This window comes from Clostridium sp. MCC328 (genome assembly GCF_018785465.1).
GTDB lineage: Bacteria > Bacillota > Clostridia > Lachnospirales > Lachnospiraceae > Pilosibacter > Pilosibacter fragilis.
On record NZ_WQPW01000078.1, the window covers coordinates 1 to 21,107 of the forward strand.

At 46.0% G+C, this 21,107-nt stretch carries 17 protein-coding genes and 1 pseudogene; all 18 read left to right on the top strand.

All coding sequences use genetic code 11. The features are described 5' to 3' along the window. The coding region (locus GPK83_RS11915; protein ID WP_215704866.1) for an RNA-guided endonuclease TnpB family protein at positions 1–684 on the top strand (684 nt) is incomplete at its 5' end. Between the two features lie 217 nt (positions 685–901). After that, positions 902–1,309, top strand: a complete 408-nt coding sequence (locus GPK83_RS11920; protein WP_215704867.1) for a C-GCAxxG-C-C family (seleno)protein — start codon at positions 902–904, stop codon at positions 1,307–1,309. 425 nt (positions 1,310–1,734) lie between these two features. Continuing rightward, positions 1,735–2,175, top strand: coding sequence for an RbsD/FucU family protein (locus GPK83_RS11925; RefSeq protein ID WP_118297519.1), 441 nt, complete (start codon positions 1,735–1,737; stop codon positions 2,173–2,175). Positions 2,176–2,192: 17 nt separating this feature from the next. Then, positions 2,193–3,284 carry a sialidase family protein gene (locus GPK83_RS11930; RefSeq protein WP_215704868.1) on the top strand — a complete coding sequence of 364 codons (1,092 nt, stop codon included), beginning with the start codon at positions 2,193–2,195 and terminating at the stop codon, positions 3,282–3,284. Then, a complete protein-coding gene (locus GPK83_RS11935) occupies positions 3,284–4,507 on the top strand; it encodes an MFS transporter (protein WP_215704869.1) in 1,224 nt (407 codons plus the stop codon). The genes GPK83_RS11930 and GPK83_RS11935 overlap by 1 nt, the downstream gene beginning before the upstream one ends. A 407-nt stretch (positions 4,508–4,914) precedes the next feature. Then, a pseudogene (locus tag GPK83_RS16920) lies at positions 4,915–5,160 on the top strand (ABC transporter permease); the annotation flags it as partial. A gap of 24 nt (positions 5,161–5,184) precedes the next feature. Continuing rightward, positions 5,185–5,868, top strand: coding sequence for an ABC transporter permease (locus GPK83_RS11940; protein WP_252196341.1), 684 nt, complete (start codon positions 5,185–5,187; stop codon positions 5,866–5,868). A gap of 14 nt (positions 5,869–5,882) precedes the next feature. Then, positions 5,883–6,749: an ABC transporter permease gene (locus GPK83_RS11945; protein ID WP_215704870.1), complete on the top strand. Its 867-nt coding sequence runs from the start codon at positions 5,883–5,885 to the stop codon at positions 6,747–6,749. A gap of 20 nt (positions 6,750–6,769) precedes the next feature. Further along, positions 6,770–8,440 carry an ABC transporter substrate-binding protein gene (locus GPK83_RS11950; protein WP_215704871.1) on the top strand — a complete coding sequence of 557 codons (1,671 nt, stop codon included), beginning with the start codon at positions 6,770–6,772 and terminating at the stop codon, positions 8,438–8,440. A 29-nt stretch (positions 8,441–8,469) separates the two neighbouring features. After that, the gene (locus GPK83_RS11955) at positions 8,470–9,885 is read left to right on the top strand and encodes a M20/M25/M40 family metallo-hydrolase (RefSeq protein ID WP_215704872.1); all 1,416 of its coding nucleotides are present in this window, start codon (positions 8,470–8,472) and stop codon (positions 9,883–9,885) included. A 19-nt stretch (positions 9,886–9,904) separates the two neighbouring features. Beyond that, entirely contained in the window at positions 9,905–10,888 is a 984-nt protein-coding gene (locus GPK83_RS11960) for an ABC transporter ATP-binding protein (protein ID WP_117472448.1), read from the top strand. Then, positions 10,889–11,890 carry a dipeptide ABC transporter ATP-binding protein gene (locus GPK83_RS11965; RefSeq protein WP_117552679.1) on the top strand — a complete coding sequence of 334 codons (1,002 nt, stop codon included), beginning with the start codon at positions 10,889–10,891 and terminating at the stop codon, positions 11,888–11,890. A gap of 49 nt (positions 11,891–11,939) precedes the next feature. Then, a complete protein-coding gene (locus GPK83_RS11970) occupies positions 11,940–13,748 on the top strand; it encodes an amidohydrolase (protein ID WP_215704873.1) in 1,809 nt (602 codons plus the stop codon). Between the two features lie 17 nt (positions 13,749–13,765). Further along, positions 13,766–14,671, top strand: coding sequence for a PfkB family carbohydrate kinase (locus GPK83_RS11975; protein ID WP_215704874.1), 906 nt, complete (start codon positions 13,766–13,768; stop codon positions 14,669–14,671). A 374-nt stretch (positions 14,672–15,045) separates the two neighbouring features. Further along, positions 15,046–17,109 carry a hydantoinase/oxoprolinase family protein gene (locus GPK83_RS11980; RefSeq protein WP_215704875.1) on the top strand — a complete coding sequence of 688 codons (2,064 nt, stop codon included), beginning with the start codon at positions 15,046–15,048 and terminating at the stop codon, positions 17,107–17,109. Between the two features lies 1 nt (position 17,110). Beyond that, positions 17,111–18,850 (top strand): hydantoinase B/oxoprolinase family protein, encoded by a 1,740-nt coding sequence (locus GPK83_RS11985; RefSeq protein ID WP_118514021.1) that lies wholly within the window; start codon positions 17,111–17,113, stop codon positions 18,848–18,850. A gap of 31 nt (positions 18,851–18,881) precedes the next feature. After that, a complete protein-coding gene (locus GPK83_RS11990) occupies positions 18,882–19,880 on the top strand; it encodes an SIS domain-containing protein (RefSeq protein ID WP_215704876.1) in 999 nt (332 codons plus the stop codon). Between the two features lie 314 nt (positions 19,881–20,194). Continuing rightward, positions 20,195–20,932, top strand: a complete 738-nt coding sequence (locus GPK83_RS17150; protein WP_273482963.1) for a GntR family transcriptional regulator — start codon at positions 20,195–20,197, stop codon at positions 20,930–20,932. Positions 20,933–21,107 lie beyond the last annotated feature (175 nt).

Sequence of the window (21,107 nt, forward strand, 5' to 3'; positions counted from 1 at the left end):
GCCACCGTCAGCCAGGAAGCAGATGACAAGTATTATGTATCATTACTGTATGCGGCAGAAGAACCGGAACATGAAATCAGGTCAGTAAAAACCGCAATCGGACTTGATTTTTCCATGAGCGAATTGTATGTAGATTCCCATGGAGCTCATGCGGATTATCCCCACTTTTTCCGAAAATCACAGGAAAAACTTGCAAGGGAGCAGCGCAGGCTGAGTCATTGTAAAAAGGGTAGCAGCCGTTACATGAAACAGAAAAAGAAAATAGCCAGACTCCATGCTCATATCGCACGTCAGCGGAAAGATTATCTGCACAAGGAATCCAGAAAGATAACCAATTTTTACGATCTTGTGTGCATAGAATCTTTGAACATGAAAGAAATGAGCCAGGATTCAAGGTTCGAAACGAGTGTTCATGATAATGGATGGGGAATGTTTACTGATTTTCTTTCCTACAAATTAGAACGTGCCGGCAAGAAACTGGTTCGTATCGATAAGTGGTATCCCAGTTCAAAAATTTGCAGCTGTTGCGGAAAACTCAAAAAGGAACTGAAACTGGAAGACCGCATTTATAGATGCACCTGCGGAAATCAGATGAACCGTGATGAGAATGCAGCTATCAATATTTGCAGGGAAGGATTGAGAATATCGGGAGTTGAACTTGATACAGAAAGAAAAATTTCCTGATCTCCTCCAAAACGTAGATTTTGTTCGGGACTGCGTAGATACGAAACAGTCCCGCTCATAATAACAGAACCGTGGGACACACGGGGATAGCTCGCCTATGCTTTGCCCAATAGGGCAATCGAACGAGAAGCCCCCACTTCAAGCGTTAGCTAAGTGGAGGGAGTATGTCACGAGAGAATTGGGACTCAGTCAGAAAAAAGAACCGGAGGAAGAGAATATGCTGAGAGATAACGTAAAAAAATACTATCTGGAACAGGATTATAATTGTGCGGAGGCGATCTTACGATGTATTGACGAGGAATACGGGATCGGTCTTACGGAGGATGATTTCAAGCTGGTCAGTGCGTTTGGCGGCGGCATGGGATGCGGCTCCTCCTGCGGTGCATTATGCGGCGCAATGGCAGCGCTGGGACGGCTGACGGTAAAGACCCGTGCCCATGCAACCGATGGTTTTAAGGATACATGCGCGGACCTTGTAGATGAATTCCGAAAGAAGCTTGGAAACACAGACTGCTCAGAGCTGGTAAAGATCTATAAGAAAGACGATGTACGCTGTCTGGAAACTGTCTGTCTTGCAGCAGATGTGTTTGAAGAGTTTTATAATACATTGATTGCAGAAAAGTGAAAATAACCTGGAAAATCAAGAAAAAGGCCCCTAAGCCTTGTAAACTGTTGATATAAACAGCTTACAGGGCTTTTTCTTATGTAACAGGAAATTTTGATGGGACGTCCTGTTGGACAAAAAGGTATTAACATACCACCAAAGATGCATCTTCTTTTTTTAATTTTAAATCTATAAATGAGCAAATACCGAAAAGTGCACAAAAATTATGACTTATTGTGCATGTAACACGGACATTGATTCGTTTAATATTCTTAATGTCTGCATGTGAAAGACTTAATAGTGCAGTTTTTCAAATTTGCTCATTTATAGTTTAAATGTTATTAAAAAAAAGAAAAAAGAAATATTGACCTTTTTTTCAGATTCCTCTATACTGGTCATATAAAATGATGATGTTATATAACGTATTTAACGAAAGGAGAAATTAAATGATTAAACACACGGTGATCAATGCGGAGCTTGGATATGCGCTGGCGACAGCGAGACATAAGGATGCGATCGTGATCTGTGACGCGAATATGCCAATTCCGGATGGATGTAATGTGATCGATGTCTCTCTCGTGCGGGGAGTTCCGACGCTGGTGCAGACGATGTGCGCGATCCTGAATGATCTGGTTGCGGAGCGCTATGAAGTATTTGAGCTGATGCCGCAGTACAATGATGCGATGTATCAGAAGATCCAGTCTCTCGTGCCTCAGCTTCCGGGCGGAACGATCAGCCAGGAGCGCCTGATGGAGACAATGAAAAATGCTAAGGCAGTAGTGCGGACCGGAGATTTTGGCAGCTGCTGTACAATGGTTTTATATTCCGCGTCCGGAATGGACAAGTATGTAACACAGTTTAACTGTGATTTTCCAATGCAGGAGTAAAGTGGGGAGGAAAAATGATGGCGGAGAAGACTTGTGTTAAGGTTTTGGTGGAGGAAAATGGGGAACATGGCTTTGACTCTTACCGTGTCCCGGGAATCGTTACGGCTTCCAACGGGGATCTGCTCCTGACATATGAGGGCAGGGAAGCCGGAGGAAACCGCAGAAGTTTATTCTTCAGGAGATATCAGATAAAGGACGGACAGCCGCAGCCCGCAGGAGAGCGGATCACAATGGTATCACCGAAAGGAGAAGAACTTCTTCATAATCCTTTACTGATCGCAGCACCGGAGGGAAGAGTATATTTCTTCTGGTGTCAGGACTATCAAAGACTGTTTCTCAGGGAAAGCCGTGATAATGGGGAAACCTTTGGAGAGGAGCGTGAGCTGACATCTCTGATCGACGGTTTCCGAAAGGAATGGCCGGTGACGCTGTGGGCCATTGCTCCGGGACATGGAATCTGCAAAAAAGATGGAACCCTGATACTGCCGCTGTGGCTGAGCCGTGGAGAGAATGCGCACCTCCCGGCCTGCTTTGCCTGCCTTTCCAGCGATGACTGGGGTGGGACGTGGCACTGCAGCAATACGGTTCCAGCGGAGAATGGAATCGGTGATCCAACCGAGAGCTCCGTGGCGGAGCGGAGCGACGGAACTCTGCTTGCCACCATGCGCCATGAGATCCCGGGAGTGCGGAGAAGAGCGTTCTGTGAGAGCAGAAAAACGGAGAAAGGACAGGATGCGGTCCGGTGGGGAGCACCATGGCTGAACGAAAAACTTCCGGATCCGATCTGCGGTGGAGCGCTGCTTACACTTCCAGACGGACAGATGGCTTTTGTCAACTGCGCTTACGGAGATGAACCGGCACTGGAGCGCCAGAAGAACGGCGAGGCGGTCCGGTGGAGTCTTGACGCCCGTCAGAAACTGACGATCCGCATCAGTGCAGATGATGGAAAAAACTGGGACGATGGTTTCCTTCTGGCAGAAGAGGGCGGGGCGTCTGACCTGGCGGGAACAGGTCCGGTGTACTGCTTCTATGAGGAAGGATGGCAGGACGGTAACTGTATTTTTAACAGGAGGTTACTGCTGGCATCTGTTCCATTGGAGGTTTTATGATGAGACGCGAGAGGGCCGCTGGAATAAACAGCGGCTCTCACTATACGGTTCTGTTTTTTTCTGCATACTTTATTTACTATGCCGCATACTGCGTATTTTCCAGCTATACGGTCCTGTTTTTGACGGAACGCGCCTACAGCGCCACGGTCTGCGGAATCATCACCAGCCTGACATTTCTGGCAAATCTTCTGATGGAGCCGGTGGGCGGTTATATCACGGACACATTTCTTCCGACAAGGCGGTATCTTCTTCTGCTTATCGGAATGATCTCAGCGCTGTGTATCTTCTGTACAAAATATATGGACCAGCCCTGGATCATGCTTCCTGGGATGGTCCTGTCTGCCGGGATCGTTTATCCGTTCAGTCAGCTGATGGATGCCTGGGTCAATATCAGCCGGGAAAAACAGCCGGATCTGATCTACAGCCGGGTTCGTGCCGGCGGGTCCATCGGGTATGCGGTGATGTCGGTGATTGGTGGATACTATTTTAAACACAGAGGCTGGGATGGCTATTTTCTCGTACAAATGGTGATATTTCTCTTCATGATCCCATGTCTCCTTCTTCTTCCGGATACCAGTCTCGGGAATTGCCGGAAACAGGAGGAGAAAGAGAAAAGTCTCTCCTTTTTCCAGGCATTTCATACTCTGGTGCAGAACAGTCGTTTTCTGTTCTGGCTGGGGATCATCACATTTTACTGGTTCAGCCACCGTCTGGTGGGAAGCTTTCTCTCCCTGATCATCGTGGAACTGGGCGGAGATGCGGAGACATATGGAAATGTCTGTGGGGCAGGAGCGGCAGTGGAGTTTGCAGGTCTTATGCTGCTGGCTTTTGCATGGAAAAAGAAGAATTCCCATGCCCTTTTGGGAATGGCGATCGCTCTGATCACAAATCTCCTCAGGCCGCTCTGCTTTCTGCTGTTTTCCGGTACATGGGCCCTTTATCTGGGGCAGATGCTGCAGTGTGCCAGTTTTGCGTTCTACATGAGTGTCAGCGTGGAGTGCTTTGCGGAGGCGGCGGATGAGCGCCTGCGCAGCTTCAGTATTTCAATGGGACTGACCGTCAGCAGTGTGGTGGGAACAGTCCTTGCAAACCTGGTGGGAGGCAGACTGTGTGATATGTTCCATCCAGGGATCCTGATTCTGGTTAGCTTTGCTCTGGGATTCCTGAATTCAGCTGTATTTTTTGCAGAACGGTTATACCACAGTATGGAAAAACATGGCTGAAGAATTGTAAAAATTACATTACTGTACACGTGGTATGCATTTTCTGAACTAAAAATAAAAAAGAATAGAAAAATGTTGATTGTTCACAATTTATTTATACTGAATCATATAAAGTCATGATGTTACATGATGTGTTGTATAAACATGAAATCAAATGGTCAGCCATGCGGTGATCCGTGCAGAATCCGGATATATATTTTCGATGGTGCGGCATAAGGATATGATCGTTCTTCGGTACACTTTGTGAAAAAAAATCCGGATAACAGAATCTGACTAAAAAAAATATGTCAGAGTACAAAATTATTTGACAAATCAGCATTTGAATGATAATATAGACGTATCTAATATTATATAATGTTATATAGCATATGCAAATGTTTTCTTAATCAATGGAAGGGAGAAATAGAATGAAAAAGTATGTATTACGGCGTGCTTTGATAGCAATACCAACTTTCTTTGGAATTACAGTTCTGGTTTTTTTAATTTCTTCTATGGCGTCCGGAAGCCCATTAGAGTTGTTGCTCAACAACCAGAATATTTCAGCGGCAGAAGTTGAACGACAGCGGATAAAGCTTGGTCTGGATCAACCGTTGTATATCCAGTATTTCACCTGGATCAAAAACTTTTTCCAGGGAAATCTGGGAGATTCATACAGAACAGGACAGCCGGTAATGCAAATGATTTTGGAAGGTCTTGGTCCGACAATTCTGTTGACCTTTGCGGCAGTGATCATTGCCTGTCTGATCTCAATCCCATTAGGAGTTCAGTCAGCAAGATATCAGAATAAAGGCTGGGACAATGGTTCGTCGGTATTTTCATTCCTGGCGACTTCAACTCCGAGCTTCTTCCTGGCATTGATTTTTTTATATGTTTTTTCAGTGAAATTAAAAGTCCTTCCTATTGGCGGCATGTACGATGTTGGAAAAAAGGAGACCATAGGTTCATTATTGTGTCATTTATTTATGCCGTCGGTTGTCCTGGCAATGCAGCTAGTGGGAAGTCTGATCCAGTATACAAGAAGCAGCATGCTGGAGGTTATGAGGGAGGATTTCGTCAGAACAGCACGATCAAAAGGAATCAAAGAAAAGAAAGTTATAATAAAACATGTGCTGCGAAATTCTTTGATACCGGTGGTTACATATCTTGGTATGGAAATACCGCTGCTGATTGGCGGAGCAGTTGTCACGGAGCAGGTTTTTTCCTGGCCGGGAATCGGAAGCCTGATGATCAAGTCCATAGATGCCAGAGATTATCCGGTTGTTATGGGGATTACAGTGTTGGTCGCAATTGCGGTGCTGGTATTTAATATTTTAACAGATCTTGTTTACGGAATTCTTGATCCACGGATCCGGTATAATTAAGGGAGGTGAGAAAGGTGGAAGACAGTAAAAAAGAGTCGAAAGCGAAAAACTTTATCAAGAGGTATTGTAACAACAAATTGGCGGTAATCGGTTTTTTCACACTGGTGCTTATCACACTGATCGTTATCATAGCTCCTCCGTTCCTTCCGTTTTCGGAAGCTGAGATCGATCCGTTGGCATTCAATATGCCGCCTAGCGCGAAACATCTGTTGGGAGGAGACGATGTCGGCAGAGATGTATTAAGCCGATTACTTTACGGTGGCCGGGTGTCTTTGGCAGTTGGAATTTTTTCCACGGCGGTCAGCGTGATCGTGGGAATTCCTCTGGGTATGCTGGCAGCATTTTATCGTGGGGCATTTGAAGTTGTGGTAATGCGTCTGTCAGATATTTTCATGTCATTTCCATCCACGATTCTGATTTTGTTTCTGGTATCCATGTTTGGTCCGTCAATTGTCACCGTCACGGTTGTGATAGGTGTGCTCGGATGGCCGAAATTCGCAAGACAGATTTATGGAAGTGTTTTGAGCATAAGAGAAAAGGATTACATTGAAGGTGCTGTGGCGATTGGAGCAAAAGACAAGTTGATCATTACCAGATATATCCTTCCGAACGCGGTCGCTCCGATTTTTATTTCCATTACATTTCGGATCGCCTCCGCGATTATTTTGGAATCTTCGTTAAGCTTCCTTGGAATGGGTGTTCAGCCGCCGGCTGCTTCCTGGGGAAATATGCTTTATAATGCACAGTCCATCACGATCTTGACCAGCCGTCCATGGATGTGGGTTCCGCCGGGACTGGCACTGGTAATCACAATTCTTTCGATTAACTTTATTGGAAACGGTTTGCGGGATGCGTTAGATCCGAAAACAGCAAAAAAATAATTATAGGAGGAGAAAAGAAAATGAAGAAGACGACAAAAATGCTGGCAATTTTATTAGCGGCAATGACAGCGCTGTCCGGATGCGGAGGAAGTGGTACAACGACCACACAGACAGAAGGGAAAACGGAAACAACGGCTGCAGCGGAAAAAACGGGAACAGAAACAGCGCAGAAAGGTCCTAAAGATGAAGTAGTAACGATGGCAGTTATTTCTTCCTGGGACACATTGAATATTTACAATACGTCAGGAAATTACGGAAACGCGGTAGCAGATCAATTATTTGAACGTCTGGTTACAAGAACACATGATGGAGTTATCGAACCCCGCCTTGCGACTGAGTGGCAAATAGCAGATGATAACAAGTCGATGACTTTCAAATTAGCTGAAAATGCATTGTGGCATGACGGAGAAAAACTGACGGCAAATGACATTGTATTTACCTGTAAGGCAATGACGAATCCAGATGTGGATAACTATTATCGTTCCGCGTTTAATGTGTTAGCGGGAACCGATGATGACGGCGTTGCAGCAGACACAGATCAGGTAGGTGTAGAAGCTGTCGATGATTACACGGTAAAATTTTCATTTAAAGAGCCGAAGGATCAGGATACTATTTTAAACGCATTCTTAAGCTTCCTTTATGTTCTTCCGGAACATATTTTAGATACTGGGAATTATGCGGATATCAATAACTCTTCTTTCTGGACAAGTCCAGTTGGTGCCGGACCATTTAAATATGTGAAAGATACTGCAGGTGAGACTTTAGAGATGGAAGCATTTGAAGACTATTATCAGGGATGCCCTGATTTTAAGACATTAGTCGTTCGTGTTGTGCCGGCAGCAAACCTGACAGCAGGACTCTTAAATGGAGATATTGATGTGGTTGGCATGGGAAGTATCCCGTTATCCGACTGGGCAACTGTCAAGGGCTCAGACTCTCTTGTGGCTGCTTCTGTAGAAGATTATTCTTATCAGTATATGTTATTTAATCTGTCTGACGAGGATCCTGATTTCCAGGACGCGAAGGTGAGAAATGCATTTGATAAAGCGATCAACAAACAGGTGATGGTTGATCAGCTGATGCTGGGAGAAGGTCAGGTTGCTGTCGGACCGATGCCAAAATATCATCCGTATTATGATGAGAACCTGAAACCTAATACATATGACCCGGAAGCAGCAGAGACAATGCTGAAAGAAGCAGGATTTAATTTTGACAAAGAGTATCTGATGATCGTTCCGAAAGGAAATCAGGTAAGAGAGCAGTCTGCGCTCCTAATCCAACAGGACCTTGAAAAAATCGGTGTGAAAGTAAAAATTGAGACATATGATTTCACTACATTACTTCAGATGCTCCGCGAAGGAAAAGCTGATTTAGGTCTTCTCGGAGGCGGAAGTAATATCGATCCGAACGAAAGCAGCGTAATTTTAAAACCGAATGACGCAAGAAACTATTCACTTGTAAAAGATCCAAAGTGGTTTGATCTGGCTAACGAAGGCGCTTCTAAAGTAACAAAGGAAGAGCGGAAAAAGTGCTATGACGCATATCAGGAAGCATTAGTAGAAGATCAGCCGTATATCTGGTTATACCATCAGAATGATTTATGGGCATATTCAAAACGTTTAGCAGAAGTTCCGATCGAGAATTTTGTATGGTTTAATTTCGAAGTATGGAAATGGAAACTTGCAGATTGATCCGTGGACGGAAAGGAGATAGCATAGCGATGGAAGGACTGAAAATCGAGGAAGTATTGACATATCTTGACGAGAATTTTGATAATGACTTAAAGGCTGTCCAGGATTTTATGCGTATGAAATCCATTTCAGCGACAGGGGAAGGTATCCGGGAAACAGCGGAACGCGTGAAGGAAATGATCGAAGAGTGCGGCGGCACTTCTGAGCTGATTGAGACACCTGGTAATCCCATTGTTTACGGTCGCATTGATGAAAAAGCAGAGCACACGCTTCTTATCTACAGCATGTACGATGTGCTTCCGGCTGAGGAGCCTGACTGGATTTCAGATCCGTGGGCAGCAGAAATCCATCCGTTCAGAGATTACGGAGACTGCATTATCGGTCGTGGTGCAGTAAATACAAAGGGACCGACAGTCGCTTTCTTCAGAGCGATAAAGGCATATAAAAAAATTGCCGGAAAACTTCCGGTAAACCTTGTATTCCTGATAGAGGGGGAGGAGGAACTTTCCTCCAAATCCCTCCAGGAGTTCCTGGAAGTCAACAAGGATAAATTTAAAGACTGCGATGCAATGTTTTTCCCATCATTTGGAGAGGAAAACAGAATTGCTTCCATCTTTATGGGTGTGAAGGGAATTGTAAGCTTTGAACTGAAGTCAAAAGGCGGAGACTGGGGCGGTCCGACAGACCGAGGGATCCATGGCGCTTTTGCAGCCTGGGTTGCGAACCCTGTGTGGAGAATGACAAAAGCGCTCTCATCGATGATCGGCGAGAATGAAAATGAAATTTTGATCGATGGTTTTTATGATGGAATCTTACCATTGGAAAAGGAAAAAGACGAGGCTTTGGCTGCTTCCGCGGACCTTCTGGATGAAGAAGAGTGGAAAACAGCGTATGACGTCAAAAAATTCAAGTGGGACTTAACCGGTCTGGATCTGTGGAAAAAGATGCTGACGGTTCCGACTCTGAATATTGATGGTATCAAAGGCGGCTATATCGGTGAAGGTTCAAAGACACTTTTACCGCACGAAGTAACGGTTAAGATGGATATCCGCCTTGTTCCGGGAATGAAGCCGGACGAAATGCTGAAGAAAGTACGGAAACATCTGGATTCCAGAGGCTTCCAGGATATCGAGATCGAGGAGTATGGAAAGCCATATGATCCGTCCAGCGTACCTTATCATTCTTCTTCTGTTCAGACCTTGAAGAAAACATATGAGCTGATGGGAACAAGACCGCAGATCTGGCCCTGGAATCCGGGTTCCGCACCATATTTCCTGTTCGAGAAGATATTGGGGATCCCATACGTCACAGGCGGTATGGGACATGGATCCAGGCAGCATTCCAGCAATGAATACTGCACAGTCAAAGGAGTACTGGATTTCGAAAAATCCATGATATATTATCTGAAACTATTCCCTGAATACGCGGACAGCAAGAAAAAATAGATGCGGGGAGGAATGTGTAATGAAGGATGATGTAATATTACAGGTAAAAGATCTGAAAACATATTTCTTTGATCGAACTGGAAAAGTTCCTGCTGTCGATGGAGTTGATTTCACCATACGAAAAGGCGAAACCCTTGGTATCGTAGGCGAGTCGGGATGCGGAAAGAGCGTTACATCGATGTCAATATTAAAGCTATTGCCTCCGGAAGGAAAGGTTGTAGATGGGGAGATTATCTTTAAAGGGGAAAATATTGTGAATTATTCTGCGGAGCAGATGGAAAAAATCCGTGGAAAAGAAATCGCGATGATTTTTCAGGAGCCGATGACATCGTTGAACCCGGTCTATACAGTTGGAACCCAGATTTCAGAAATGATAACTGCCCATGAGAAAGTCTCAAAAAAGGAAGTAAGAGAGCGCGCCATCGAAATGCTCAGGCTTGTAGGTATTCCGTCTCCCGAGAAAAGAGTGGACGAATATCCACATGAACTGAGCGGAGGAATGCGCCAGAGGGTTATGATTGCCATGGCGCTGTCTTGCAATCCGGAACTTTTGATCGCAGATGAACCGACAACGGCTCTTGATGTGACGATCCAGGCGCAGATCTTAGATTTAATGCGTAAACTACAGAAAAAGCTGAATACATCTATTATGATGATCACGCATGATTTGGGTGTTATTGCGGAAATGGCTGATTATGTGCTTGTGATGTACGCGGGGAGGGTAATGGAATATTGTGATGTCCATTCCTTGTTTAAAGATCCACTGCATCCATATACGCAGGGTCTGATCAGCGCACTTCCTAATATTAACGATCAGAAGGACAGATTATATGTGATAAAAGGAAATGTTCCAAGCCTGTATGACATGCCTGCCGGATGTGGATTCTGGCCTCGTTGTCCTTATGCGACGGAGAGATGCAAAACAGAAGTTCCCGATTTATATCAGATAGGTGATCGCAAGGTACGATGCTTTTTACATGAAAATCGAAAGCAGGTGGTATAGGTGGCAGGGAATTTATTAGAAGTACGAAATTTAAAGAAATATTATTCAGTTAAGTCTGGTTTTCTGAATAAGGACTGCCGCAGCGTAAAAGCCGTGGACGGCATTAACTTATCGGTAAAGCAGGGAGAAATTCTTGGAATTGTCGGAGAAAGCGGCTGTGGAAAGTCAACACTCGGAAGAAGTATTTTACGATTGATAGAGCCAACAAGCGGGGAAGTCATTTTTGAAGGCACTAATATCTGCGGATTAAAGAAAGAAGAAATGCGTCTGAAACGCAGGGAAATGCAGATCGTGTTTCAGGATCCGGGCGCCTCGTTAAATCCAAGATTGACGGTTGGCGAAATTATCGGAGAACCGCTCGAAGTGTTTCATATCTGCGAGGGCAAGGAAAAAGAAGAGAGAATTTATAAGCTCATGGATTTGGTTGGGATTAACCGTGCGTATATTAATCGCTTCCCGCATGAATTTTCCGGTGGACAAAGACAGCGTCTTGGGATCGCAAGAGCACTGGCGGTGAATCCTAAATTGATCATTTGTGATGAGCCAGTATCGGCACTGGATGTCTCCATACGAGCGCAGGTGTTGAATCTGATGAAGGAATTGAAAGACAAACTGAATTTGACTTATATCTTTATTTCTCATGACCTCAGTGTTGTACATCACATCTGCGATCGCGTGGCTGTTATGTACCTGGGACGGGTTGTGGAGATAGCAGATAAAAAACAGATATATGAGAATCCGGTCCATCCATATACAAAGGCTCTGTTGTCGGCAATTCCAATGCCTGATCCGGAGGTAAAGCGGGAACGGATCATTCTTCAGGGAGATGTCCCAAATCCGGCCGATCCCCCATCAGGATGCCATTTTCATAAGCGTTGTCCTTATGCAAAAAAAGAATGTTCAGAAACAGTACCGCCGTTTGTAACAGTTGAACCGGGACATCAGGTATTATGTTGGCTGGCAGAAGAGCAGCAGTCAGAAACAAAGCATGAAGAAAAATGACGTGATGTGACCAAACAGGGATATTTGCATGGATGGAGGAATGGAAACGATGAACACACAGGAAAGTATTCTGAAGACAATTGAAGATAAAAGGGAGCAGTATATTCATGCTGCTCTTGATATCTGGGATTATGCGGAACCAATTTTTGAAGAATATAAATCTTCTACCCGCCTTTCAGCACTTCTTGAACAGGAAGGCTTTTCCGTGACAAAAGGGGTTGCCGGTCTGCCGACCGCATTTATTGCCTCTTGGGGTGAAGGAAAGCCCGTAATCGGGTTCATGGGAGAATTTGACGCGCTTCCAAATCTGAGCCAGAAAGCAGATTCCATTGAAAGAGAACCGATCATCGAGGGCGGACACGGACACGGGTGTGGTCATCATACCTTGGGAACTGCGGCTGTCGCTGCTGCGATCGCTGTGAAAGACCATTTAAAGGAAACTGGAATAAAAGGAACCGTCCGTTTTTATGGATGCCCGGCCGAGGAAGGCGGTGCCGGAAAAGTGCTGATGAAACAGGCTGGAGTATTTGATGATTGCGCCGCAGCGATCAGTTGGCATCCGACAGACGATAACGGTATATGGTCGATCAACTTTCACGCGCAGCAAAAAGTAATTTACAGTTTTAAGGGAAAACGCGCTGCTGATGCGCTGCAGATCTTTTTGATGGGCGCGACAAATGTCAGACATTATCTCGATCCATGCTTTGTCGTACGTTCTACAATTCTTTCACCGGGCGATGATGCAAACGATGGAGAAGTACCTGAAGCCCGGATTCTATATGCATATCGAGCTCATGTGAGCAGCCAGGTCAAAGAAGGATTTCAGCTATTACATATGGCAGCATACGGCGCGGCTGTCATGACCGGATGCGTATTGACGGCGGATTATAAGACAGGAACAACCGAGCTGCTTCCGAACCGGACGCTGGAACGCACTATGTATAAAAAATACCAGATAGTGGGCACTGTTCCAATGACGGAAGCAGACTGGAAATATGCAGAACATATGCATCAGGCTCTTCCGGAAAACGGAGAACAGGCAACCTTCGATTTAATGCGACTGTTGTATGAGGAACAGGCAGAAGATATTATCAGGCAGGTGAAAGGAAAGCCGTATAATGATGTATTGTATCCATTCCGCGAAATTAATGTCCATAAGCCTGGTTCAACAGATATTTGCGATGTAAGCTTTGCAACGCCTACCGTACAGTGCGTGGCAGCGTGCTATATAAAGGATACGTTGGGACATTCCTGGCAGGAGGTTGCCCAAGGGCGCAGTGATATCTGCATGAAGGGAATGCTGGTAGCGGCAAAGGTAATGGCACTGACGGGAGCTGAGTTATTTGAACAGCCGCTTCTTTTGGAGCAGGTTCGGAAAGAGTTTGAGGAAAAGAGAAAAGCATATTCATATCTGCCGCTCCTTGCAAGGAAAACTGTAGAGAACGGGGAAATGTCTGCACAAAAAATGGATATGGAGAGTAAGCTGTCTGATTTTAACAAGTCCCGGAAAGTGCAGGTTGAGTTTACCGGTCTGTGTGACGATGGATTAGCACAAAGACAGACAGGTAAAGCCCTGTCCAAAAATGGAAATGCATTAGAGGCGCTGGAATTTTTCACTCTGGGTCTGGCATATGGGAACAAAGATATATTCGATAAGGTTGGCTATGAGACGAGAATCATGGAAACAGGCGATGAGGATATGGTTAAGGTTCCGGAACTGACGAAGATCCTGGTGACTGTAAAGCAGCAGGAAGACATTCGCAGTGATGATCTCAGAGAATTTTTTACAGGTGTGGACATGGTAGCCACAGGGGCGGCAGAAGTGACTGGCTGCCAGGTAAAATTTTTGTTTGAGTAAAAAAAGAGGATACAAAAATGGTTAAGGTTTTGGGTTTGGGTGACAATGTGTGTGATATCTACCTGAATGAGAGGACGATGTATCCAGGTGGGCAGGCAGTTAATTTTGCGGTATACGCAGGTATGCTTGGCGTAAAATCAGATTTTATGGGCGTTTTTGGAAATGACGCGATTGCCGGTCATGTGAAGGCATCACTCGACGCCCATAGCGTTGGATACAGCCATTGTCGCAGCTATGCCGGAGAAAATGGTTTTGCGAGAGTGATGATCGTCGATGGGGACCGTGTGTTTAAGGGAAGCAATAAAGGCGGAGTAATCCAGAAACATCCGATCCGTCTTGAGAAAGAGGATCTTGAGTATGCGGACGGCTTTGATCTGATCCATACGACAAATAATGGATTTACGGATGATCTGCTTCCTGATCTGCATGTGCTTTCACCATTTGTAAGCTACGACTTTTCTTATCGCTGGAATGAGGAGGACCGTGTGGACCGTGTCTGCCCGTATATCGATTTTGCGTTCCTTTCCTGCAGTGATTTAAGCGATGAAGCAACGGAAAGGTTGTGCGGAAAACTGCATGAAAAAGGCTGTGGGGTTGTGACAGCTACCCGCGGAAGCAAAGGTGCGACAGTTTATGATGGACACCATTTTTACCGTCAACTGCCGGACTATGTGATCCCTGTGGACACAATGGGGGCGGGAGACAGCTTTGCGACGGCCATGTTGGTGACAATTTTGAAAAAATTAGAAGAGGAGTCAGAAGCAAATTGGGAAGATCCGGAAATAAGAATGAAGATTTTGCCAGTAGCATTAAAGACTGCCGCAGCTTTTTCAGCAAAAACATGTCTGATCAAAGGCGCTTTTGGTGGAGGCGTTCAAGTGCCGGATTCTGTATATGCGCAGGTGTATAAAGATTTATCTTAGTCGAGAAAACTCCCATCTCTTTTAAGTGGTGAGTCGCAGCAAATTTGTCTCAGTGTGAGTTAGGTCTCCGACTAAGATAAATGCTCCGCGAGGATGCACAGTGATTCTGATAGGAATATGTCGGCTTCGCTGACAAGAATCACGCGCCAAGTCTCACGGACATTCGACTTGAAAGAATCGGAGCAGCTTGTTATGAGAAAGAAATGAAGAATAGTATTGACAAATGGTCGAAAATAAAGTATTTTATCATTAAAGAATATATAATGATATATAACAATACAAGCTGTATGAAGTCAACTTGAAGCGCCGGACATGCAAATAGTCATGCTCGGAGAGAGCAGCTTACAAACAACCAATACATGGGAGGAAATAATATGTCTTATATGATTGGCGTAGACGTTGGAGGAACGTTTACAGATTTCTCTGTTTTTGATCAGGAAACCGGCGAATTGTTCAATTATAAGGACAGTTCTACACCGGCAGACCCGTCCAAGGCAATTGTAAAAGGTGTGCAGGATGTATTAGAGATAAAGAAGGCAAAACCGGAGACAGTCAGCTATCTGGCACATGGTACCACAGTAGGAACCAATGCGCTGATCGAAAAGAAAGGCTGCCGCCTTGGTCTTATCACCACAAAGGGATTTAAAGACCTGATGGAGATCGGAACACAGCGCCGTCCGTCTCTTTACAACCTCCAGGCACAGAAGCCGTATCCGTTAGTTCCGTCTGGCTTAAACTGCACCGTTACAGAGCGTATCCGCTATGACGGCAGCATTGAGACACCGCTTGATGAGGAAGAGACCAGAGAAGTGGTCCGCTACTTAAAAGCCCAGGGAGTTGCTGCTATCGCAGTGTGCACCCTCTTCTCCTTCATCAATCCGGTTCATGAGGAAAGAATCGAAGAGATCATTCATGAGGAGTTCCCGGAAGCTTACGTAACGATTTCCAGCAAGCTGGCACCGGAGTTCCGTGAGTTCAGCCGTATGAGTACAACGGTCATGAACAGCTACTTAGGACCGGTTATGAAGAAGTATGTAAACAACTTCCGCGAGTCTATCGCACAGCTCGGCATCAAGGTTGAGCCGTATGTAACACAGTCCAACGGTTCCATCATTTCCATTAAAGAGACGATCGACTGCCCGATCAAGACCGCGTTATCCGGACCGAGTGCCGGCGTTATCGCAGCGGCTTATATCGGCAAACAGTGCGAAGCAGACAAGATCATTACATTCGATATGGGCGGTACCAGCGCAGATATTTCTCTGATCGAGAACTATACACCGCAGGTATCCAACGAGCGTTACGTTGAGGGATATCCGGCAAGAATCCCGATGATCAACATCATCACCATCGGTGCCGGCGGCGGCTCCATCGCAAAGATCGATGACGGCGGCGCGTTAAAGGTAGGACCGAAGAGTGCCGGCGCAACTCCTGGACCGGCATGCTACATGCGCGGCGGCGAGAATCCGTGCGTAACAGATGCAAACATCGTCTTAGGAAAACTGAACCAGAAGAAGATCCTCGGCGGCAGAATGGACGTGGATATTGAGCTGGCAAAGAATGCGATCAAGACAAAGATCTGTGATAAATCTAATCTTGATATGAAACGTGCAGCAAACGGAATCATCACCGTAGTTAACTCCAACATGGTCCGTGCGATCCGAAGCGTATCCGTAGAAAAAGGCTACGATGTCCGCGAATTCAGCCTGATGGCATTCGGCGGCGCAGGTCCGCTCCATGCGTGCGAAGTAGCAAAAGAACTGGGAATGAAGGAAGTTCTTATTCCGCCGCATCCGGGCACACTCTGCAGCTTAGGTTTACTCTTAGCTGATACAAAGTTTGACTTATCCAGAACAAAAGTTATGAACGGTGAGGCTGACAACTTAGACAGCATCAACGAGCAGTTTGACAATATGGTAAAACAGGGAACCGGTCTTTTAGACAAAGAAGGTGTTCCGGCAGACCGCCGCTACTTTGAGTTTGCTATTGATATGCGTTATCAGCGTCAGAACTTCGAGATCAGCATTCCGGTACCGGCTGGAAAGATGACAGAGGAGACATTAAAGAAAGCACTGGCTGATTTCCATGCAGAGCACAAGAGAAGCTACGGTTACTGCAAGGAAGACGCAATCGTTCAGTTTGTAAGTTACCGTGTTTCCGCGATCGGCGTGATCGACAAACCGGATCTTAAGGCATCAGAGCTTCATCCGGAAGCACCGATCCCGGCACCGATCGAAGTCCGTCAGGTCCTCTTCCAGAACAGCGACGAGTATATTGAGACTCCGGTATACTTAAGAGAAGAATTCGTTCCGGGTCAGGCGATCCCAGGTCCGTGTATCTGCGAACAGATGGATACCACACTTGTAGTGCCGAAGGGCTGGACGATCCATGTAGATGGATATCATAACTTAAAGATTCGTGATGAGGAGGAGAAGTAAGATGGCAAAGCAGATCGATACCGTAACTGTTGAGGTTGTCCGCAATCTCCTGATGTCCATTGCTGAGGAGACTTACGGAATCATTGTCCGCAGTGCATACTCCACCAATATGAAGGAACGCCGTGACGTTTGTACGGCTGTGATCGATCCGGATGGAAACAGCGTTGCGCAGGTAGAAAGTTTAGCTGCACTGTTAGGCTCCATGCTGAGTGTAGTTCCAAATATTTATGAAAAATTCGGAAAAGAAAATGTCCGCCCGGGCGATATGTTTATCGCTAACGACCCGTATCACGGCGGCGGCAACCACCTGCCGGATATTGTAATCGCGGCTCCGGCCTTTGTAGGCGACAAGCTGGTGGGCTGGATCGCAAACATTGCCCATCATTCCGATATCGGCGGTAAAGTACCGGGTTCCACATCCGGTGACGCTGACAGCTTATTCCAGGAAGGTATCCGTATTCCGGTGATCCGTATCCGCGAAAATAACGAGACGATCAGCAGCGTTCTTGATCTCCTCCTTGACAATACCCGTGTTCCACAGGAACGTGAGGGAGACCTGACTGCACAGATGTCTGCAAACCTGATCGGTGTGCAGAGAATCCAGGAGGCATATGCCCGCTACCAGGATGACCTGATTGCGTGCATGAAGGAACTGGTAGGCTACTCCGAGCGTCGTGTCCGCGCTGTCGTTGCAGAGCTTCCGGACGGCGAGTATAACTACACGGACTATGTAGACGGCTGCGGAGACAAATATCCGGATCCGCTTCCGATCAAAGTAAAAGTAACCATCAAGGGCGACAATTTAACGATCGATTTTACAGGAACTGCAGATCAGATCAAAGCTCCGATCAACGTACCGTATCCGTGTACAAAAGCGGCAGTATTTTTCGCAGTAAAAGCCCTGATGGGCGACGATATCCCAGCCAATGAGGGAATCAACCGTGCGATCAAGATCATTGCTCCGAAGGGCTGCATTGTAAATCCGACAGAGCCGAGCCCGATCGGCGCGCAGATCGACTGCCAGCAGAGAATTCCGGACGCGATCTTCGGTGCCCTGGCTCCGATCTTCCCGGATACCGTGGTTACCGCAGGAAACGGCGCGTGCACCACGACGATCTTAGCTGGTGAAGGTGCGATCGGTACAGACAGCGTATTTATCTTCCATGAGGTTATCGCCGGAGGCGGCGGAGCTTCCAAGGGCTTAGACGGTCTGTCGGGTGTTCAGGTAAATATGACGAATACATCCAACATGCCGATCGAGGCAACAGAGATGGAGTTCACGAAGATCCTTGCCAGAAAATATGAACTGAAGGAAGATACGGGCGGAGCAGGTCAGTTCCGCGGCGGTCTTGGAATTGAGCGTGAACTTGAAGTGCTGCAGGATGATGTGGCATACACAGGACTCGGTGATCGTCATAAATTCCATCCGTGGGGACTTGCAGGCGGCAAAGAGGGCGCAGCAGGCGCATTCTACCGCGTTGCGACAGACGGCACCGTCACAAAGATGGGCCATAAGACGACAAGCTTCCCGTTAAAGAAGGGCGATGTGATCCGTGTTACAACACCTGGTGCCGGCGGTTACGGTGATCCGATGAAACGTGATCCGGAAAAGGTATTGAAGGACGTTAGAGAGAAAAAAGTATCTGCAGAGGCAGCAAAGAAGGAATACGGTGTGGTTGTTGTATCCGATGGAGTTGATTACCATGTAGATGAGCAGGCAACCAAAGCACTCCGTGGATAAAAATCAATTGTAAGAAAGAGAGGATATTTCTATGATCAAAGGGATGCAGGAAGTCATCAATGTGATGACAAAGGCAAAAGCAGATCTGGATAAAAACGGCGGCTTAAAGCAGGTGATCTTTGTAGCCTGCGGAGGCTCTTTCGCATCTTCCTATCCGGCACGCTTTTTATTAAATCAGGAGAGTTCCATCCGTGTTCAGGGTTACAACAGCAGCGAGTTCGTCAATGCGACCCCGAAGAACGTAGATAAAAACACTCTTGTGATCGGCACATCCACAAAGGCGACGGCAGAGACCGTAGAAGCGCTGAAAGTGGCTAAGGCAAAGGGCGCAGTCACCATCGGATTATCCGGTTACGCGGATTCCCTGACAGCCCAGACAGCTGATTATTATGTAACATATTATCACGCAGACGAGTGGTATAAGGACCCGACACTTGTTCATTACAACAGTCAGGGTACAGCATTAAAGATCGCGTTCTGGCTCTTAAAAGAGTACGATAATTATGAGGCATATGATCAGGCTCTGGAAGCTTTCGAGAAGTTAGAGACGATCTACGGTAAGGCATACAAGGATGTTCGCGCGGAAGCAGCAAAATTCGCCATGACATATAAGGATGACACCGTATGGAACGTAATGTCCAGCGGAGCTGCATGGGAAGTTTCCTATTCTGACGCATTCTGCTTCTTCCAGGAGATGCAGACCGTCCACTGTGTTCCGATCCACTCCGGTGAATATTTCCATGGCGCATTTGAGACATGCGACAAGGATCTGGCAATTCTGTTATTTAAGAGCGTTGGACGCACACGTCCGGTGGATGAGAGAGCCGAGCGCTTCTTAAATCAGTTCGGCGGACATCACTGGATCATTGATGCCGAGGAGCTGGGCTTAGGTGAGTTGGATGAGAGAGTTGCAGAGTACTTTAACTCTCTTCTGTTCCACCCGATCTCCAAACAGTTCATCTCTGCGATGGCAGATGTGAGAATGCATCCGATGACCTATCGTCGTTACATGTGGAAATTTGATTATTAATTGCTCATTAATTTATCTCAGTCAGAGAAGACTTTCACCTCTTTCAAGTGGTGAATACTGGTAAATGCGTCCCCGTGGGAGCCCAGTCTCACAGCTGTTTGACTTGAATTACAAATGAGATATAAGACAGGTTGATGCCTACGGAATGTGGATGTCAGCCTGTTTTGTGTTTGAGAAAAAAATTAGAAATACAAGGCGAAGAGAAAAAATATCTTGCTATCTAATAGTACAAATAGTATTATAGTGTATATAACATTATATATCTAATTAGTATAATTAACTGCTCTGAAAGAATGGGGTAGAAGGAGGGGTGTATGGAAATAAATATGAATCCAAACAGCATTGTTCCATTATATGTACAGGTCGTAGAATGTCTAAAACGCGATATTGAAAACGGAGTATACAATGCAACAGGAAGAATTCCAACGGAGGCGGAACTGGCAGAACAGTATAAAGTGAGCCGGATCACGATCCGCAGAGCTGTGGATGATCTGGTAAGTCAGGGACTGGTCGAGAAAAAACAGGGAAAGGGAACTTTTATCTGTCGCCAGAAATTTGCGAAAGATATTAAAAACCTTCAGAGTTTCTCAGAGATGTGTCATCATATGAATATGAAACCGGGCGGACAGATGCTGGAGAACAAGCTGGTTCACGCTGATGAAAAGATTCGGAAACAGTTAAATCTGGAGCCGGGAGCATACGTGATCTATATTTCCCGGCTGCGGACAGCCGATGGTGAACCGGTGACGATCGAGAGAAACTATTTCCCAGTGAAATACTCATTCCTCCTGGAGAAGAAGTTTGATGATAACTCTCTGTTTGAATGCCTTCAGGAGGAGGCGAAGGTGCGTGTTATCACGTCAGAAAAGCAGATCGAGTTATGCCGGGCCACAGCAGCAGAGGCAAAGTTGATGAAAGTAAAGAAAGGAGCTCCACTTCTATATATTAAGAGTGTTGCCTATACGTACGACAGGGAGCCTCTCTACGCGGGTGCCCAGGTCTTTAACGGTGAGGTATGTTCCCTCTATGTCTGTGAATCTGTGGAACAGTAGCAGCGGGAAGTGGAAAAATGACGGGCTGCCTGCGGTCATTGTGGATAACCTGCAAAAATCATGAAAACCGCGGAAAATATACTTGCATTAGCAGTATGCATATGCTATAATTATTAAGCTGTTCTGGCGGAACAGGACATATGGCTGTAAAGCTGTATTATTTTTTATTAACGTA

Bases quoted from the DNA above. Each gene is read 5' to 3' on its own strand.
- GPK83_RS11955 (WP_215704872.1), top strand. From the start codon at position 8,470: ATGGAAGGACTGAAAATCGAGGAAGTATTGACATATCTTGACGAGAAT.
- GPK83_RS11925 (WP_118297519.1), top strand. From the start codon at position 1,735: ATGATTAAACACACGGTGATCAATGCGGAGCTTGGATATGCGCTGGCG.
- GPK83_RS11930 (WP_215704868.1), top strand. From the start codon at position 2,193: ATGGCGGAGAAGACTTGTGTTAAGGTTTTGGTGGAGGAAAATGGGGAA.
- GPK83_RS11980 (WP_215704875.1), top strand. From the start codon at position 15,046: ATGTCTTATATGATTGGCGTAGACGTTGGAGGAACGTTTACAGATTTC.
- GPK83_RS17150 (WP_273482963.1), top strand. From the start codon at position 20,195: ATGGAAATAAATATGAATCCAAACAGCATTGTTCCATTATATGTACAG.
- GPK83_RS11970 (WP_215704873.1), top strand. From the start codon at position 11,940: ATGAACACACAGGAAAGTATTCTGAAGACAATTGAAGATAAAAGGGAG.
- GPK83_RS11920 (WP_215704867.1), top strand. From the start codon at position 902: ATGCTGAGAGATAACGTAAAAAAATACTATCTGGAACAGGATTATAAT.
- GPK83_RS11960 (WP_117472448.1), top strand. From the start codon at position 9,905: ATGAAGGATGATGTAATATTACAGGTAAAAGATCTGAAAACATATTTC.
- GPK83_RS11990 (WP_215704876.1), top strand. From the start codon at position 18,882: ATGATCAAAGGGATGCAGGAAGTCATCAATGTGATGACAAAGGCAAAA.
- GPK83_RS11950 (WP_215704871.1), top strand. From the start codon at position 6,770: ATGAAGAAGACGACAAAAATGCTGGCAATTTTATTAGCGGCAATGACA.
- GPK83_RS11935 (WP_215704869.1), top strand. From the start codon at position 3,284: ATGAGACGCGAGAGGGCCGCTGGAATAAACAGCGGCTCTCACTATACG.
- GPK83_RS11985 (WP_118514021.1), top strand. From the start codon at position 17,111: ATGGCAAAGCAGATCGATACCGTAACTGTTGAGGTTGTCCGCAATCTC.
- GPK83_RS11975 (WP_215704874.1), top strand. From the start codon at position 13,766: ATGGTTAAGGTTTTGGGTTTGGGTGACAATGTGTGTGATATCTACCTG.
- GPK83_RS11940 (WP_252196341.1), top strand. From the start codon at position 5,185: ATGATTTTGGAAGGTCTTGGTCCGACAATTCTGTTGACCTTTGCGGCA.